The organism is Nocardioides sp. CPCC 206347 (assembly GCF_048654605.1).
GTDB lineage: Bacteria > Actinomycetota > Actinomycetes > Propionibacteriales > Nocardioidaceae > Nocardioides.
In genome coordinates this window covers 260,627-277,217 of the sequence record NZ_JBMCYZ010000005.1, presented here as the reverse complement: position 1 = coordinate 277,217, position 16,591 = coordinate 260,627, and the positions used below count along the sequence as shown (strand labels likewise).

General features: G+C 68.9%; 20 protein-coding genes. 4 read left to right on the top strand and 16 right to left on the bottom strand.

The features are described 5' to 3' along the window. Positions 1-87 precede the first annotated feature (87 nt). The 3 genes from ACOACQ_RS18275 to tcmP are packed head-to-tail and all read left to right on the top strand — an operon-like array spanning position 88 to position 3,647. The gene (locus ACOACQ_RS18275; protein WP_378601735.1) at positions 88-1,296 is read left to right on the top strand and encodes an adenine-specific methyltransferase EcoRI family protein; all 1,209 of its coding nucleotides are present in this window, start codon (positions 88-90) and stop codon (positions 1,294-1,296) included. Then, on the top strand, positions 1,296-2,468 hold the full coding sequence (locus ACOACQ_RS18270) for an HNH endonuclease family protein (protein WP_378601732.1): 1,173 nt from the start codon (positions 1,296-1,298) through the stop codon (positions 2,466-2,468). Before ACOACQ_RS18275 ends, ACOACQ_RS18270 begins: the two co-directional genes overlap by 1 nt. Positions 2,469-2,495: 27 nt before the next feature. Next, positions 2,496-3,647, top strand: coding sequence for a three-Cys-motif partner protein TcmP (gene tcmP / locus ACOACQ_RS18265; protein ID WP_378601729.1), 1,152 nt, complete (start codon positions 2,496-2,498; stop codon positions 3,645-3,647). On the opposite strand, the gene ACOACQ_RS18260 is transcribed toward tcmP, so the two are convergent. Genes ACOACQ_RS18260 through ACOACQ_RS18250 form a run of 3 tightly spaced genes read right to left on the bottom strand, consistent with a single transcriptional unit; the run spans position 3,644 to position 6,383 of the window. Next, complete coding sequence (locus tag ACOACQ_RS18260; protein ID WP_378601726.1) at positions 3,644-4,396, bottom strand: DUF5131 family protein; 753 nt, start codon at positions 4,394-4,396, stop codon at positions 3,644-3,646. The genes tcmP and ACOACQ_RS18260 overlap by 4 nt on opposite strands. 12 nt (positions 4,397-4,408) lie before the next feature. Continuing rightward, positions 4,409-6,028 carry a hypothetical protein gene (locus ACOACQ_RS18255; RefSeq protein ID WP_378601723.1) on the bottom strand — a complete coding sequence of 540 codons (1,620 nt, stop codon included), beginning with the start codon at positions 6,026-6,028 and terminating at the stop codon, positions 4,409-4,411. Next, the gene (locus ACOACQ_RS18250; RefSeq protein WP_378601720.1) at positions 6,018-6,383 is read right to left on the bottom strand and encodes a hypothetical protein; all 366 of its coding nucleotides are present in this window, start codon (positions 6,381-6,383) and stop codon (positions 6,018-6,020) included. The genes ACOACQ_RS18255 and ACOACQ_RS18250 overlap by 11 nt, the downstream gene beginning before the upstream one ends. A 217-nt stretch (positions 6,384-6,600) precedes the next feature. On the opposite strand from ACOACQ_RS18250, the gene ACOACQ_RS18245 reads away from it, so the two are divergent. Next, the gene (locus ACOACQ_RS18245; protein ID WP_378601717.1) at positions 6,601-7,470 is read left to right on the top strand and encodes a hypothetical protein; all 870 of its coding nucleotides are present in this window, start codon (positions 6,601-6,603) and stop codon (positions 7,468-7,470) included. A 37-nt stretch (positions 7,471-7,507) separates the two neighbouring features. On the opposite strand, the gene ACOACQ_RS18240 is transcribed toward ACOACQ_RS18245, so the two are convergent. From ACOACQ_RS18240 to ACOACQ_RS18180, 13 genes are all read right to left on the bottom strand, one after another. Further along, positions 7,508-7,684 carry a hypothetical protein gene (locus ACOACQ_RS18240; RefSeq protein WP_378601714.1) on the bottom strand — a complete coding sequence of 59 codons (177 nt, stop codon included), beginning with the start codon at positions 7,682-7,684 and terminating at the stop codon, positions 7,508-7,510. Between the two features lie 9 nt (positions 7,685-7,693). Continuing rightward, positions 7,694-7,924 carry a hypothetical protein gene (locus ACOACQ_RS18235; RefSeq protein WP_378601712.1) on the bottom strand — a complete coding sequence of 77 codons (231 nt, stop codon included), beginning with the start codon at positions 7,922-7,924 and terminating at the stop codon, positions 7,694-7,696. Positions 7,925-8,044: 120 nt separating this feature from the next. Next, positions 8,045-8,494, bottom strand: coding sequence for a hypothetical protein (locus ACOACQ_RS18230; protein ID WP_378601709.1), 450 nt, complete (start codon positions 8,492-8,494; stop codon positions 8,045-8,047). A gap of 262 nt (positions 8,495-8,756) precedes the next feature. Continuing rightward, positions 8,757-9,041 carry a thermonuclease family protein gene (locus ACOACQ_RS18225; RefSeq protein ID WP_378601706.1) on the bottom strand — a complete coding sequence of 95 codons (285 nt, stop codon included), beginning with the start codon at positions 9,039-9,041 and terminating at the stop codon, positions 8,757-8,759. Beyond that, positions 9,038-9,970 carry a helix-turn-helix domain-containing protein gene (locus ACOACQ_RS18220; protein WP_378601703.1) on the bottom strand — a complete coding sequence of 311 codons (933 nt, stop codon included), beginning with the start codon at positions 9,968-9,970 and terminating at the stop codon, positions 9,038-9,040. Before ACOACQ_RS18220 ends, ACOACQ_RS18225 begins: the two co-directional genes overlap by 4 nt. A gap of 8 nt (positions 9,971-9,978) precedes the next feature. Then, on the bottom strand, positions 9,979-10,692 hold the full coding sequence (locus ACOACQ_RS18215; RefSeq protein WP_378601700.1) for a hypothetical protein: 714 nt from the start codon (positions 10,690-10,692) through the stop codon (positions 9,979-9,981). After that, positions 10,689-10,853, bottom strand: coding sequence for a hypothetical protein (locus tag ACOACQ_RS18210; protein WP_378601697.1), 165 nt, complete (start codon positions 10,851-10,853; stop codon positions 10,689-10,691). The genes ACOACQ_RS18215 and ACOACQ_RS18210 overlap by 4 nt, the downstream gene beginning before the upstream one ends. A 110-nt stretch (positions 10,854-10,963) precedes the next feature. Beyond that, positions 10,964-11,371: a hypothetical protein gene (locus ACOACQ_RS18205; RefSeq protein WP_378601694.1), complete on the bottom strand. Its 408-nt coding sequence runs from the start codon at positions 11,369-11,371 to the stop codon at positions 10,964-10,966. Between the two features lie 440 nt (positions 11,372-11,811). Further along, positions 11,812-13,152: an ATP-binding protein gene (locus tag ACOACQ_RS18200; RefSeq protein ID WP_378601691.1), complete on the bottom strand. Its 1,341-nt coding sequence runs from the start codon at positions 13,150-13,152 to the stop codon at positions 11,812-11,814. A 107-nt stretch (positions 13,153-13,259) separates the two neighbouring features. Next, positions 13,260-13,574 carry a hypothetical protein gene (locus ACOACQ_RS18195; protein ID WP_378601688.1) on the bottom strand — a complete coding sequence of 105 codons (315 nt, stop codon included), beginning with the start codon at positions 13,572-13,574 and terminating at the stop codon, positions 13,260-13,262. 368 nt (positions 13,575-13,942) lie between these two features. Beyond that, complete coding sequence (locus tag ACOACQ_RS18190; RefSeq protein ID WP_420288980.1) at positions 13,943-14,578, bottom strand: hypothetical protein; 636 nt, start codon at positions 14,576-14,578, stop codon at positions 13,943-13,945. A gap of 198 nt (positions 14,579-14,776) precedes the next feature. Beyond that, the gene (locus ACOACQ_RS18185; RefSeq protein ID WP_378601680.1) at positions 14,777-15,910 is read right to left on the bottom strand and encodes a site-specific integrase; all 1,134 of its coding nucleotides are present in this window, start codon (positions 15,908-15,910) and stop codon (positions 14,777-14,779) included. A 159-nt stretch (positions 15,911-16,069) separates the two neighbouring features. Further along, entirely contained in the window at positions 16,070-16,345 is a 276-nt protein-coding gene (locus tag ACOACQ_RS18180) for a helix-turn-helix transcriptional regulator (RefSeq protein ID WP_378601678.1), read from the bottom strand. Positions 16,346-16,591: the final 246 nt, after the last annotated feature.

The window sequence follows — 16,591 nt, the reverse complement described above, 5'->3', positions numbered from 1 at the left end:
CGCGTACAACTGTCCCCGCGCGCCGATAGGATTCCCCGCAAGGCGCCCCACTCTCGGCGGTGCAACCGGGCTGAGGACAGGGGCACGATGACGACCACGCAGTCGGCGAACAGTCATCTTGGCGCGGCGAAGGCCGCGAAGAACGACGAGTTCTACACGCAGTGGGGCGACATCGAGCGGGAGATGAACGCCTACCTCGAGTACGACCCCGACGTCTTCCGCGACAAGGTGGTCCTGCTGCCGTGCGACGACCCGGAGTGGTCGAACTTCGCGAAGTTCTTCGCGCTGCACTTCATGGACTACGGCCTCAAGAAGCTGATCTCGACGTCGTACGCCCCCGACAGCAACCCGGCGCTGTTCTCGTACGAGCCCACGCTCTTCGAGATGGGCGACCCGAAGTTCGACGAGACGAAGACGCACGCAAACGGCAAGAAGTTCGTGCTCGAGCCGAAGGACATCAACGACGACGGCGTCGTCAACATCGAGGACCTCCAGTGGGAGTACCTGGAGGGCGACGGGGACTTCCGCAGCGAGGAGGTGACGGCGCTGCGCGACGAGGCCGACTTCGTCATCACGAATCCGCCTTTCAGCCTGTTCCGCCCGTTCATGACCTGGGTCGTCGGCGGCGGACGGAAGTTCTCCGTGATCGGCAACAACAACGCGATCACCTACAACGAGGTCTTCCCACACATCATGGCGAACGAGCTCTGGAAGGGCGCGACGGCCAACAGCACCGACATGGTGTTCGGCGTGCCGAAGGGCGCGAAGGTGTCGGACGCCGACCGGCTCAAGGCCGAGAAGCTGGGCTACCCCTCGGACGACGAGCGCGACTACACGCGGCTCGGGAACTCCTGCTGGTTCACCAACATCGACCACGGCCGCCGTCACGAGCCTGTGCAGCTGATGACCAAGGCGGACAACGTCAAGTTCAGCAAGCACAAGGAGGTTCGCGGGCGGGGCTACCCGACCTACGACAACTTCCCGGCGATCGAGGTGCCGTTCGTCGACGCGATCCCCAGCGATCACGACGGCCTGATGGGCGTCCCGATCACCTTCCTTGACAAGTACAACCCCGACCAGTTCGAGATCGTCGGGAGCAGCGAGGGCGACTTCGCCCCGACACGGACCTACGGACCGAAGGAGCGCGTCGTCGACGGGGTCCGGATGAAGTCGAACACCGGAACGCTCGGCTGCTTCGTCCGCACCGACTCGTTCGGCGAGGGGACGTACTTCGACGTGGGCTACCCGGTCAAGCGCATCTACAAGCGGCTGTTCATCCGGCGGAAGGACGGGTAGTGGAGACCACGCTCAAGGAGTACACCGTCGACGAGGTCCTCAAGGGCTTCGTCTACAACGAGCTCGAGGGCAAGGGTCTGTTCGGGCTCGACGGCAAGCTCGTCATCCAACCGGAGTTCCAGCGCAACTACATCTACAACGACGGCAAGCGCGACGTCGCCGTCATCGACTCGCTGCTCAAGGGCTACCCGCTCGGGCTGATCTACTTCAACGTCGATGACGACAACGACCAGCTCGAGGTCCTCGACGGACAGCAGCGAATCACCAGCATCGGGCGGTTCATCACGGGCAAATTCGCGATCCAGGTCGCGGGCAAGGAGCAGACGTTCTCCTCGCTGCCGCTCGAGGACCAGGCGCTACTGAGGAAGAGCCCGCTGCTGGTCTACGAGTGCCAGGGCACCGAGTCCGAGATCAAGGAGTGGTTCCAGACCATCAACATCGCCGGCGTCCCGCTGAACAAGCAGGAGCTGCTCAACGCGATCTACTCCGGGCCCTTCATCACCAAGACGAAGGCCGAGTACAGCAACTCGAACAACGCCAACATGCAGAAGTGGTCCTCGTACGTCAAGGGCGACCCCAAGCGGCAGGAGGTCCTCGCCGTCGCGCTGGACTGGGTCGCATCGTCCCAGGGCAAGAGCGTCGACGCCTACCTCGCGCAGCACCGCCACGACACTGACATCGCCCAGCTGAAGACCTACTTCACATCCGTGATCGACTGGGTCGGCAGCGTCTTCAACCGCCCGCCGGACAAGGAGATGCGGGGCCTCGAGTGGGGCCGGCTCTACGAGGAGCACCATTCGACGTCGTACAGCGCGGCCAAGATCGAAGACCGCGTGAACGAGCTGCGCGGCGACCCCGCGGTCACCAGCAGCAAGGGGATCTACGAGTTCCTGCTCGGCGGCGAGAAGCAGCCGCAGCTGCTGGCGATCCGGCTGTTCGACGACAAGGACAAGCGCGTCGCCTACGAGCAGCAGACCAAGAAGGCCAAGGCCGCCGGCGAGTCGAACTGCCCGCTGTGCGCAATCGGCGGGGACAACAACAAGGCGCGCATCTACAAGCAGAACGACATGGACGCCGACCACGTGACCGCCTGGTCCAAGGGCGGCTCGACGAGCCTGGCCAACCTGACAATGCTCTGCGTGACCCACAACCGCGCCAAGGGCAACCGGTAATCCGGTGGCAGGGAATCCGAGGTAGCGATGCCCACGGGGACAGACGGAGGGCTGCTCGACAGCCCCAAGCCGCAGTCGGTCTACAAGCACGGCATCCTCGAGCAGTACGTCATCCGGTTCGCGACGATGACGGCCAGCAAGCTGAACCCCAAGCGGGCGGTGCTCTTCGACGGATTCGCCGGGCGCGGGCGCTTCGACACCGGTGAAGCGGGCTCCGCCGAGCACATGATGATCGCCGCACAGAAGGTCAAGGCGACGACCCAGATCGATCTGCTCCTAGTGGAGAAGGCCCGCGAGGACTACGCGAGCCTGGACAAGGTCGCCGATGAGTACCGCGCCCGCGGCATCACCATCGCGAGCCACAACGGGGACTGCGGCAACCATCTCGACGACGCGCTGCAGCTCGCCGCCGGGGCGAGCCTGTTCGTCTTCCTCGACCCATGCGGTGCCGTGCTGCCGATGGACTCGATCGAGGGCGTCCTCCGCAAGCGCGGCGCGTGGCCGCGGACCGAGGTGCTGCTCAACTTCAGCGCCGACCTGATCCGGCGTGCCGGAGGCCAGCTGAAGAAGGGCCAGCTCGACCTCGGCGGCGTCGCCAAGGCGGACGCCGTGTGCGGCGGCGAGTGGTGGCGGGACGTCGCCCTCCAGGCACACAAGGCCTCTGGCGGACAGGATTGGGAGTCAGCGGCCGAAGCCGTCGCCATCGAATACGCCCGACGTCTCACCGACGGCACCAAGTACGGGTTCGTCGTCGCGCCGGTACGCCGGCAGGTCCACCACCAGCCCGTCTACTACCTGACGTTCCTCACCCAGGACCCCCACGGTTTCTGGGTGTTTGGCGTCGCCGCCGCCAAGGCACGCGAGAAGTGGATCGACTTCCTCGGCCCGGACCCGGACGAGCGCGAGGGCATGCTGTGGGACACCGTGGCCGACCAGCTCAAACGTGAGCACGTCAAGGCGATCGAGCACGTCACCGACAACCTACGCCGCCTGACCGCTGACGGGCAGCCGAAGGCGGTGGTCCAGCACGTCCAGGGGGTCTACGGCGACCTCTACGGCGAGGCCAAGGAAACCGCGTTCACAGCGGCGCTCCGCGCACTGGTGAAGTCGGGCGAGGTCGAGTTCGTGACAAAGGGCACGAAGCCCCACCAGCACGTCATCCGCAAGGCCGCGGGCTAGCCCAACGCTGCAGCCAGCTGCGGCATGTCGTCCCAGGTCCGCCCGTCGAGCTCGCGACCGTTCGCCTTCGGCGTCCGGCCGCCCCACTGCTTGAAGAAGAACGCCACGCCGGCCTCGACGCACTGGTCGCGGATGTCCTCTACCCACGCGGGGTCCATCGGGCGCGCACGGGGCCCGGACTCGCCGCCGGCGATGACCCAGTCGATGCCGTCGAGCTTCAGCCCGGGAAGCGCCGTCAGCAGCGGCTCACACGACAGGAACCGCGTCGCAGCAGGGACGGCTCGCAGATGGTCGATGCGGTCGACGACGTCGTACGACTCCACCGAGACGCCCATCCAGAGGTTCTCCGGCCATTCGAGCTTGTCGGCGATCCTCGCCGTGCGGTGCGCGCGCTTGGTCAGCACCTGGTAGGTGTGCTGCGGGGTCTCGCGGATCACGTCGAACACGTCGCGGATGAAGTCGAGCGGCACCTTGGCGTGGAACAGGTCGCTCATCGAGTTTACGAACACGACCTTCGGTGTGCGCCACCGGTACGGCTGGGTCAGGGCCCGTGGGTGGGCCGTCACCCCGAAGCCGGGCCCGGATGTCCTGGGGTCGCCGTCGTTCTGGTACTTCTCCGCGCCCATGGCCTTGAGGCGCTTCGCGAGCGCCAGCGCGTAGCAGTTGTCGCAGCCGGCCGCGACCCGGTCGCAGCCGGTGACGGGGTTCCAGGTGACCTCGGTCCATTCGATCGCGCTGTTCGTGGCCACGTCATCACCCTCTCATCTCGGTGAGCGTATCGGGAGCCGCTCGAGCCGCAGGGCCGAACCGCCGTACGACCCACCTGCCACTTCCGTCACAGCTTCCCGGTGCTCGTGGCGGTCATCATGCCGCCCTGCACCGACAGACCCCACACCTACGCTGGACCCCAGGAAGGAGCCGCCCCGTCTACCCGAACCGACAGGCGACGTTCCTCCCCCCAGACCGTGCAGCGCCGCGACCGCGGAAGCGGCGATCGCGGCAGCACTCGTGGCACTACTGGCTGCACGGATCGCCTCCGAGACTGGCGCCGGGACAGGGACCAGTCGTTTCGCGAGGATATCGGCGGGGGAGACCCAGACGACGTCGCGGCCGGAGGCCTGCGCCGTTGCCAGGCCGGCCTCGACGTCGTTGTGCGCACGGCGGGACAGGGCCCGGGCCGGCCCGATGAGGTCGGGTGCATTGGCCTTCTCGGCGACGACGACCGCGAGCTCGGAGCCGCCCTCGATCGCGCGCAGCGTTGCGGGCAAGGCTTGGGGGAGCGCTGGGCGTATGGCGATGACGTCTGGGGTAGCGAGGACGGTCTTGTCGTGGGTGATCTGGCGATACGCGGCGCGAACCTCCGCGGCCGCGCGAGCTAGCGGCTCCTCGAGGCGGGCTCCTGGGGGAGCGAGGTCGCCCCAGCGGCTCGCTAGATTGCTCCAGGACCGCCCTGCCTCGGCGATGGCGGGGATCAGGCGGTCGGAACACGCGAGCACACCGGCAGTTGCGGCGGCGTCGACGAGGACCATGCTCGCGCCGGCGATCAGCCCCTGGGTGCGGGTGATCAGCAGGATGTTGGACGGTTCGAGATCCCGGGCCAGCGCGCGATGGGTCTGGATGTCCCATTTGGCCAGTGCTTGCGCCAGCCGGCCGCGGTCGTCGAAGGGGCGCATTGCTTCGCCGGCGAGGGCTTGGGCGAACCGGTCGGTCAGGTAGCTGCGGGCGGTGTTCTCGCAGGCGGAGATCCGGTCGATCCAGACGCCGGTGGGGGCGATCGCGTAGGGGGAGTGGTGCTGTGCCAGGTGGATCCGTCGGCCGGCGCTGCGGGCGTCGTTGACGCGGTCGCGGCCGTGCTCGTGGAGCGCGACGTTGACGGCGTGGGCGGTGAGGTAGAGCCCGTGCATGATCCGGGTGCGTGCTGCCTCGAGGTCGCGGTGAGCGCCCGGTTGCTCGTGGCGGATCTCGGCGCCGTAGCGGCGGACCAGCGAGGCGGCGTTGAGGAATGTCTGGGTCATCTGGTCGATGCGGGGGCTGGTCGGGCCTTGCCCTGGCCAGGCCGTGCGGCCGGAGAGGCTGGTCTCGATGGTGGCGGCCTGGGCGGAGAGGCTGGTGATGGGCCGGTCGCGCTCGTCGAGGCCAGGTCGTCGACCGGGCAGGGATGCCCACAGGTCCTCGGCGGCTGCGACCATCGTCGGCCAGCTGCGCAGCAGCGTGCCGGCGGCGTCTCCGTCGACGTCCATCAGCAGTTGGCGCGCCAGGTAGTCGACGTCGAAGAGCATCTCGCCGACGCTGCGCACGTCGCGCGAGGTCATCGGGATCTGGTCGACGTCGAAGAGCGCATCGTCGATGTCGGCGTAGGCCAGCCGCAGGTCAGTAGCCAAGGCCGCGGGCTTCCCGGATGAGGTCGCACAGGTCGACGACCAGTTGGGACCCGTGCACCAGGTCGGGCCGGTGCAGCGGCAGGGGACGGGTCAGCTCCTCGGCCTCGGTGAGCAGCTGCAGCGGCGTGCGCTCCTCGAGCTCCGAGTCCTCGTCGACGTCGGGCAGTTCGTAGTCGTCGGGCAGCAGGGCGCTGGCCTGGGAGTGCGCGAGATAGACACCGAGGCCGAGGTCGTGCAGCGGCGAGTCGGCGGCCGCCCTGTCGGCGTCGCTCCACACCTGGTTGGCGGCTTGGTGCAGCAGGCGGGCGATCGAGCCGAGGCGGTCCCAAGTGGCGTCAGCGTTGAGGGTGTCCACGGGTGTTCCTTTCGGTCGGAGGTCGGTCTGGCCCATGAACCCACGTCCCGGTTGGTCCTCGCTCCGCGGAGCGGGGGGCTGTGGATAACTCGGGGTCGTGTCGGCGGCTGGGCACAAACTGGTCTCGTTCGCCTATGTCGTACGGCGGTCGCCGGACGATCACCGCGAGCAAAGTCAAGAGATTCGCACTAGTGCTGACGGATGAAGGAGGGTCGTGATGATGAGGTTCCCGATGACCGTGCTGAGGGTGGTGACGCTGGCGCCGGCGTTGCTGGTGAGCTTCGTCCTCACCGTGGTGGTGTGCGCACTGCTCCCGCCGGCCCTTGGCCTGGTGGCGTTCCTGGCGGCAGCCGGCCTGCTCGTTGCGCTGGCGATCGGCCAGCTCGAGGTGCCGGCGATCGCGGCACTGACCAGGTCGCGTCCGGCGACCGCAGCTGAGCGTCAGGTGATGACGCCCGTGCTCACCGAGCTGGGCGGCCGCGGCGTCGACGTCGACACCCTGTTCGTACGCCGGCACCAGGGTCCGAGCACCCCGGTGGCTGTGGCGATCGCGGATCGCGCCGTCGTGGTCAGCCCCGGACTGGTCGACGCCACGTACCGGGGAGGAGTGACCGCTGCGGAGGCGGCCGCCGCGATGGCTCATGCCGTCGGCCGGCGGCGGGCGATCCGGCCGCGGCTGGAGCTCGCCGTGCTGGCGGCGACGGCGCCGTGGCGGCTGGTGGTCGCGACATTCCGTGGCGTGGGCCGGTCCTTCGCCTGGCTTCCGTTCGTGCGGCTGGCGTGGACGCTGCGGGGTGTCGTCGGAGTGATCTGCATCGTGCAGTCGGTTGCTGAGGGCCGGGCCGCTCCGGGCATCCTGGGCGGCGCGGTGATCGCCCTGACCTACCTGGTGCCGGCGGCCGGCCGGCGGATCGAGGCCCACTCGGAGGCCGCGGCCGACCAGCTGGTCGTCTCCCTCGGCCTGGGCTCCGTGCTGGCCGGCCTGCTCCGGCGTCACGGGCATCCGATGACGCTCGAGCGGCTGCAGCGCCTGGAGACTGCCGTCGAGCAGCAGCCGCGGCCGCGGCTGCACCTGGTGCACGGCTGAGGCTGCTTCTTGGGCGCTGCAGTCGGAGCGCGTGGGGCTACTCGTCTTCCTGGAAGCCGGACGTGGAGTGGTGCACGCAGCCGCGGCCGTTGCCCTCGTGCGGCTTGTGGTTCATGCACGGCAGCGACCCCAGCTTGTGAGAGCAGTCGACCCAGCGGACCGTCGTGCGGCCTGGGATGCGGCTGGTGTTCGATGATGCGAGTGCGGTAGCCATCGCGACCTCCTAGCGTCGCGGGCCGCGGCGGCGGCCGAGCTGGGGCCGCTGGTAGGCGGCCGTGTCGGTATGGTCGTGCTGGCGGCCGGATCGGTGGACCTGCGCGATCTCGGCGTCGGGGGAGGGGCCGGTGTCGGCGGCCGCAGCCTGAGCGGCGGCCTCCTCGGTGGCCCGGATCTCCTCAGCGCGCTGACGGGCCTCTTCCTCAAGCGCGGCTTCCTCGCGAGCGGCTTCACTCATGTGAACTCCCATGGATCCCGTGGACCGGCACCGGCTGCGCCAGTCCTCCTTGGTCTCCTATGTGCGGACCAGGGGCGGGAGCGATCACTTCGGCTGATCCGTGTTCGGCCTCAGGTGCTCTCAGGCCGGCTGCGCCAGCAGCGTGGCTCCGAGCAGTTGTGCGGTGTGCTCGAGGAAGGCCGAGGATCCGTTCGCGCCCGGCCTGTCGCAGCACGGGTGGGTGTCGAAGCCCTCGTCGACGACGATGCGGTGCAGCTGGCCACCGCAGGCACGACATCGCCGGCCGGCGTGGGTGGGGCACTGGTCGACCGCCACGGCGCAGGGCAGGCACGCCGCGGGCGTCGGTGGGCTCACCTGGTGGTCGCGGTCCCAGTTGCGGCGCTGGCCCAGCAGCGCGGCGGTCTGTTGCCACAGGAGTCGCTCGAGGTGCGGCGGCGCTGCTCGGCCCAGTGCCTGGTCGACCGCGGCTCTGAGCACCTTCTCACCGCACTCGAGGATGCGTTCGTCGATCCCGCGGGCGTAGCACCAGCGGGCCAGTGTCTTCGCGTTCGCAGCCAGCTGCTCGTCCATGATCCGTTCGCCCCTGGCCTGTCAGCAGATGCCCCACAGGCCGCGGTCAGCGCCCTGGGCATCGTCGACGGCCGCGGACAACGACTTCTCGCGGGCGAGCGTCCGGTCGGGCTTCGTAGCGGCGTGCGGCGCCGCTGGCCAGGAGCTCGCGGGCTACGTCGACGTCGTCGTGGTCGACGTAGCGGAGCAGCCGGTCGTAGCGGTCGCGGTTGGGCTAGGCGGTGTCGGTGACCAGCTCGACGGTGCTGCCGACCGGCGCGAGTTACTCGAGCAAACCGGTGGCGTCCGCGGCGTAGCACTCGGCCGGCTCCGGCGGGTGGGCGACTTCGGGGGCGTCGATGCCGAGCAGCCGGACTCGGCCGTGCTGGCGGCCGCCGGAGGTCTCGACGCGGATGGTGTCGCCGTCGACGACCGCGGTCACGCGCACCTGGCTGGTCTTGCCCTCGGCTGGTTCGGGGCCGGTCTGGGCTGCAGGCAGGGCGGCCTTGATCCCGCCGGCGGTCAGCGCGAGGATCGCGGCCGCGGCCAGGCCGATCAGGGCCTTCACCGGGCGACCCTCAGCTGCGGACGCTCGCCGGCACCAGGGATCGCACGCTGCTGCTCGCGCAGCCCGGGGGAGCGGTAGCCGCTCTCGGGGACCTGCTCGTCGCCGTCGAGCCGACCGGCGCCTGCCGGCTGCTCGGGGAGATCCGCGGCGATCTTCGCGGCCAGGTCCCGCAGCGGCGGGGTCTTCTCGGTGCGCCGGGTCGCCTGCAGCACCGTGGTGTGGTCGCGGTCGAAGTGCCGGGCGATCGTGGGCAGGCTGTGGCCGTGCAGTCGGGCGGCGGTCATGGCCACCGCTCGGGCGTCCGCGGACACCCGGCTCCGGTCGGCACCCAGGAGGACCTCGGGTGTGGTGTTGAAGGCCGCGGCGGCCGCCACCACGGGGTGCTCGACAGGGCCATCGGGCTCGAACGTCGAGGCCGTCGGCTGCTGGTGGAGGTTGACGACGTTCTCCTCGGCACGGTGGAGACGGGCGGTGTAGCGGCTGTTGACGTGCTCGCTCACCCGGGCCGCTGCGTCGGCCAGCCGGGGCCGCTCGGCGGTGCGGCGGACCGCATGGATCACCGAGCAATGGTCCTTGTTGAAGTGCTCGGCGATCGCCGGCAGGGACAGGCCGGTCTCGCGGGCGGCGGTCATCGCCACCGCGCGGGCATCGCTGACCGGTCGGCTGCGCTCGGCGCTGAGGATCGCCTCCGGTGTGGTGCCGAACATCGGCGCCGCGGCGTTGATGGCCAGCTCGCACACCGCCGCGGGGCCGGTTGCCGAGGAGGCCGGCACGCTCTGGTCGACCTGGACGGCCAGCACCACCACCAGCGATCGCAGCTGCTCGGCATCGAGCGGTGCGACCAGGTCGGCCACTTGGTCGTGCTGCCCGCGGCCGGCCGCGTCGAGGATGAGGCCCGCCAACTGGCGGCCGCCCTGGTCGAGGTCCATCGCTCCCCCTACCGACCCGGGGACCTGGGCGCCGGGGACGAGGCGCTCGGGATCGGGTCCCGGCTCTGCTCGGCCATCCGCCGGCGGGCGTTGTCGGTGATCTCGCTGGCGATCCCGGCCGACTCCCGGGCGCTGGCCGCTGCATGGTCGACGACATTGCCGAGCAGGCGCACGTCCTCGTCGGCGCGGCCGAGCTCCTTGCCGGCGGTCGCAATGCTGCGCTCCAGGCTGACCGGCTCCAGCAGGCCCATGGCAGTCACGTCCCGGCTGGCCTGCTGCGCAGTCTCAACGTGCTGGGCAGCCAGCTGGGCCACCGGCTTGGCCAAGGCGACCATCTCGCCGACGACCGCGATGCGCGGCTTGAGCTGCGCGACCTCGCTGGCAATGACCGGATCGGAGGTGTCAGCCAGGTCGAGGAGGGTGCGGGCATCGGTGACGGACTGCGAGGCGCGGTTGAGGTGCACCAACAGGTCGTGAGTGAGCTCAGGCATGTCGTTGCACCGCGTGCGCAACCGTCCCAAGTGCTCGCCGGCGGCCTCGAGGTAGAAGGAGCCGCGCTCGGACAGCTTGGCCTTGGCCGAGTCGAGCTCGGCGTCGTCGAGCACGCGGAGCGCGGAGGCGATCGTCTCCTGGAGCTCCTCCACGACCCAGCAGGCCCGGCTCACGGCCTGCTCCGCCTCGAACACGGCGTCGGCGGCGCTCAGGGTCGTGTCGGTGGTCATGCCGACTCACCACCTCCGATTTCGGGCGGGGGAGCGGTGGGAGGCGGCAGAACCTCGCGGAGTCGATCGAGCGCAGCCAGGGCCTGCTCGAGGTGGGCGCGGGCCTCGTGAACCGGGTCACGGTCGGCCGCGGCGGACGGGGAATCGGTGGGCGTGCTCACGGACAGCTCCTTGGTGGACCGGGGTCATCTCTCAGTCACCAAAGGAAGGTCGACCCGCCGGGGCGATCACCCGACGCAAAGAAATCCCGCGGATGCTCAGCGCGGCCGCGTCAGGGCTGGTCCCAGGGCATCGACTCCTGGCCGTCGTCGACGCCCTGACTGATGACGTGCGCGGTGGCGTTCCGCGCGGCGTTGAGGTGCTTGTGGAGGTCGACCGCGAGACCGCGGGCCTCCTCGAGGTGGAGGCGGGCGACGTCGACTGCCATCGCCGGGTCCGACTCGTCGGTCATCGCATCCATGCTGAGCGCCTGGTGAGCCAGGGCCTGCTCAAGCGTGCTGGAAAGCTGCGAGAAGGCCTGGGGGAGTGCGGCCGCGAGGTCGGCGAACTCCGCCAGCTGGTCCGAGGCCTCGGCCGGGATCTGGTCGCGCTCCCACATCGTGGCGCGGTTGAAGCCGTAGACGTGCTCGCGGGCCGCCGTCGCGTGTCCGCCTGCTTCGAGCTGGTCGTTGTCGTCCACCAGGTGCCTTCCTGCCGAGAGGTAGGACTTGAGTCTCGCGGATCTCACCGGCCGGCGATCGCCGCCGGCGTCGAGCCTGTGGACAACGGGGAAGGGGCGCGCGCTGCCTGCGGGGCGGGAGACTTGAGCAGCCATGGACGACTAAGCGGCCTTGATCGCGCGGCGCGTCGGGATGTCCGCCGCGGCGTGGTTCAGCGCCCCAGGATGTCGAGGCCTATCGTCGTCTCGCCGCGGCGGTCAGCGAGTGGAGCGCCTACTGCGCCCCGACGATGGAGACACTGACGGCAGACGACTCCGAGTTGCTCGGCGAGCTGGCCGACGTCGCGCCGCCGCAGCCCCTTTCCGCGCTGCTGCCCGACGTGACAGGGCCCATGCGGTCCGTGTTCGGCCCGCTCCAGGCTGTGTTGCCACCACGGTTGTTTCTGAGTGCGCGTCGCCACTCAGGAACGCGGCCGTCCAGATCCGCCGCTGGGCGGTGGCAACTGGCGGGTTTCGTTCTGCTCGCTTCGGCGCAGCATGTCCGGGCCCGCGTGTGCTGCTGAGGGATCCAGCCCGGCGTTCGCGATCATCTTCTGCAGGCTCAGCAGTTCGGTCGTTGCCTCGGGCCGCGTGCGTTCGTAGTGGCTCAGAACGTAGCGGTTGAAGAGCGGGACCGCCATCGCCAGTTGGCCGCGCTTGGGTGCGTAGACGTCGCCTTCCTCGATGAGCTCCTCACGGAGCCAGGACAGCTCTTGCTGGGAGCGACCGAGGGTCTTGGCGATCGCGGCTGTCGTGGCGCGCCCGCCGTGCAGAGCGAGGGCGGCAAGGAACTCCATCTGTCGATCGCTGATTCGGTCCCAGCGGGGGCCAAGGGTGCGGCGCTCGAGCATGTCGGCGATCTGGGGGAGTGCGGCTTCGACGTCGCCGAGGGTGATCTGGTCGGGCCCGGGCGCGGATGTCCAGATGGCGTGGGCGAACAGCTGCAGGTGGGCCGGGTAGCCGTTGCTGGCCTCGACCACGGCTGCCGCCGCCTCGGGGGTCCACGCGACACCGGCCTGGCGTGCTGGCTCCACCACGGCGTAGCGGGCGTCATCGGGTTCGAGGGTGAGGGGGATGGGCTCCAGCACGAAGAGGCGGTCAGGATGGGTCACGCCAGCCTTGCGGAGCGCATCGGGAGTGAAGGGCAGTCCGGTGCCGGCGAAGAGGACCGGCGCGGAGGGGCGGTCGACGTTGAGTCGGTGCAGCGTCGCCGCGAGCAGGGCGAGGTCGGGCCCAGAGGCGACCTGGAGCTCATCAACGGTGATCAGCAGGCCGCCGCTGTGGGCGTCCTTGCGGACTTCGGCCGCCAGCGTGGCCAGGGCGTCAGCGAGCGTTCCTGCGTCCAAGCCTGGTGCTGCGGCGTCGGATTGGCGAGTGGAGATCCCGGCACCGATGCCCGCGATGCTGAGGTTGACCCCACCGATCCGCTCGAAGGCTTTGCGGGCGCGCTGCCATGGGCCGGCCTCCTCGGCCATGCGGGTGCGAGCGCGCTGGAGCAGCGCCTCTACCAGACCAGCGTGACCCGACACAGCCTGGAGGTTGACCACCTCGAAGCCTTGCTCCTTGGCCAGGTCCGCGAACGCGCTCACCGTGACGGTCTTCCCCACGCCGCGCGGGCCAGCAAGGATCATGTCCTGGGCACGGACGCGGCCGCCAGTGACAATGTCGTTGAGCACCAAGTGCCAGTCACGGAGAAGGCCGTCGCGTCCTGCCAGGACGGGCGGGTTGTGGCCAGCACCGGGCGTGTACGGGCTCTGATCCACCAGCGCCACCCTTCCTAGACTCACCTAGATTTAGAGAGTTTTCTAGGTCAGTCTAGGTGGCAGTCGGGTCACTCGGCGGGAGGAGCTCCGCGTGTGTGACCGGCGTGTCAACGGCCGATCCGGGGTGGCGGGGGAAGATCGCCGCCGGCAGTGGACCGGTCGGCGCCGAGGCGTCGACGGGCTGCATGGTCGGGACTCTCGGGGGCTGCGCCGGCCTCGCCGGCGACGAGGGATTCGCCGAGCTTGTCCGCAAGCTCGGCGATATCGGCCGACAGGACCTGTTCGAGGATGTCGGCGATGCTGGCGGTGGAGCCGTCGCAGTGGTCGACCAGATCTGCGGCGAGGCGATCGAGGGCGCGGTCGCCCTGCTGGGTGAAGGTGACAATGCCGGGGCCCGGCTGCTCCGCGGGTGAAGTGCTCATTGGTCCTCCTCTGTTTGGTCACCTAGGTGATCCCGGACCTTGGGAGCGATCAGCTGTGTGAGGGCTTTCGCCAGATCGGCGGCGCGGCAGGCGAGCCGACCGGTCCGCCGCCGTCGTGCCGCAGAACGCGGAGCGCACCGGCGGAGAGGCCCGGGCGGCATCGGATCCGCTGCTAGTTGCGCTCGACTCGCAGAGCGATGATTCGCCACCCGTCACGAACGCGGCGTCGGGCGGCCGCGAGCGCCCGCTCGTAGTCGGAGTCCTCGACGGTCAAACTCGTCTCGGCCGAGGGTGTAGCCGCCCGCGGTGGTCGGGCGGGATCTCCTGCACCGTGGCGTACAGGGTGAGGACTCGTGCTTCGGTCTCGGTCACGCGTTCGACTCCTGCCCAGCCATGGTGCGCATCAGGCGAACGTCGCGGCGGAATGCTGATGGGATCCCAGCGCTCTCCTCCGGATCAACCTGGTAGCCGATCAGGCCATCCTCCACCAGGTCCGCGGCGGTCTCCAGGATGCGCGCCACGCGCAGGAGTAGTGCCGGGGGCATCTGGACCGACGGCTCGTCATAGAAGCCGGTGGTGGCCACCTGATCGTGGACCAGCAGGCCGAGATAGCTCTGCGCGTGTGCGATCTGAGCCACCCGATCGCGGGTGTGCTCAAGATCGTCGCGCTCGACGAGGAGGATGCGGACAACCTCGCCCAACCCCGCGAAGACCCTCCCGGCGAACCTCACGGGAACCGCGGCGGTCCGCGGTGCGCTCATCAGGTCCGCACCCGGTGTCTCTTCGACGAAGCCGAAGACGATCTCCCTGGCCATGCCGGCGAGGGCGTCGTCGGTGAGGTACCGGCGGGCGGTGGTGTCTGTGACGCGCATCTGCTCGGCGACGAACTGAACCCGTTCGTCGAGCAACTCGCCGGCAGCGGAGCGGGACATCGTCATGCCGAGGTCGGAGACGGCCACCAGGAGGTCGTCGATGCGCTTGTCGCGCCAGGATCGTGCAGCCACCCGATCAGCCGGCCGCAGTGGAGTAGGGGTCTGGCGTAGTCATCACCGGGATTCTGCCATCCAGGTGCGAAGGGGCGTCAGCGCCGATCGCGACGGGCGTGGGAGCTGGTCACGTTGTCGGACCGTAGGGCGGGAGCGACGGTGACGGACAGTGGGCCGGCGGCTCCAAGACAAGCCGTTGGTTCGGGTTGGCGCCTGCTAGCCGCGAGAGGGTTGCTCGAGTTCTCTGTCGACCCTTTCTCCCACGTGGCGCCCGGCTGCAAAGGCCGCATCCACTGCTGCCCGGGTTCGCTCCGTGCTGCTGGGCATGAGATGGGTATAGGTGCGCAGGGTGAAGCCGGGGTCGCTGTGGCCGAGGTACTCGGACACAGCGCGAATCGATTCGCCGGCGTCTAGGAGCACGGAGGCGTACCAGTGGCGTAGGGCGTGCATGCCGTTGTCACGCGATTGCTCGATGCCCACATGGGCTTGGCCGGGCTTCCAGAGCCGTGTGTTGAAGTAGTTGCGGTTGAGTGCAGAACGCTCGCGTGTGGTGAGTATGAGTCCTGCGCTCGATTTCGTGTTCGCCTGGGGTGTTCCCCACAGCAGCGTGACGCTACGTCGCGGGTAGTTGGCGAGGTGGCTGCTGAGTTCCGTTGCGACGCTCTCGGGCAGGGGGACGGTGCGGGTCTTATCGCCCTTCGGCAGGCCAAAGACGAGGCGGTTTCCTCCGAACACCTTGACTTGTCGCCTGACTTCGACGACCCCGCGGAGGAAGTCGATGTCCTCGACCGCGAGCCCGAATACCTCGCCTTGGCGTAGTCCCAGCCCCGAACCTAACGTGACTGCGATCCTGTATTGGGGCGGGAGTGCGTCGTGCATGGAGGAGACCCATTCGGACGGCCAAGGCACCACCTTGCGGCGCGACGTTGCGGGCCTTGTCACTGAACTGGCCTTGCACGGATTCTTGGCAATCATGTCGTCGTCGACCGCAGCCGAGAAGATGGCAGACACGTTGGAGAAGATGACGCGCCGGTAGGTCTCGGCCATCTCCATCGATCGCAGGAGCTTCTGAATCGTCGACGGCTTGATCTGTCGCAGTTCGAGGTGTCCCAGCGTCGGGAACACGTGGAGCCTGAGGCGCAACTCAGTCGCCTCATAGGTCAGTGGACTGAAGGTCCGGCTGTCGAGCCACTCCTCGGCATAGGCCCGAAACGAGATCCTGCCGGCGTCGACATCAAGGTAGGTTCCACGGAGCTTGTCCGCCTCAACGGTGTTGCGGAACGCGACCGCCTCGGCTTTGCGTCTGAAGGTCTTCCGGCGCTGCCGCCCCTCGGGATCTCGATAGTTCACAACGTAACGAGGGCTCCCGTCGTCCGCTGGCCTACCGGGACTAATGCTGGCCATGGCTGTCCTTGGCAGAGTCCGACGGGGTGACCAGCATTGCTGACGAGCATCTGCGGCCTGATGGCGCTGGAACCGATTCCGCCTGAGGCTGATGGCCTCTCGGTATCACTGATTCTCCTCGAGTTGCACCGTCCAGTTGATCACGGTTGCTGCCCGCCAGCGCAGGTGCTTTCCGACACGGAAGCCGGTGGGGCCGTAGCTCGTCGTCCGCCAGGAGTAGATGGTTTGCTTGGTCACGCCAAGGTAGGACGCGACATCGTCGATGTCCCACAGCTCTTGGGCGTCGACCAGCCTGGGTGGCCGGCTGCCGCGGCCTCCGCGCCGCCGCGGCCCAAAGACTCCCGGTTCCATAGCCGGCACGTTCGAGTTCGTTGCCATCATCAAGCCCCTCCTCGCGGCGTTGACGGACAGTTGGTCTACGGGCACCTATGTCCGACGGCGGCATGGGAGCGATCACGTCGGTGGAAATGATGTGGCACCAAGATGGCTCGGGCATCGCGGCGGTGGTCGCCGAACTGTGCGATGCCAGGCTGGTGGTTCGGGCAACCGACGCGGGCCGAGACCTACCCGGGGAGGCCTCTGAGGACCGTGTGGCAGGGGATGGCGCTACCCAAATTTGTACCGGAT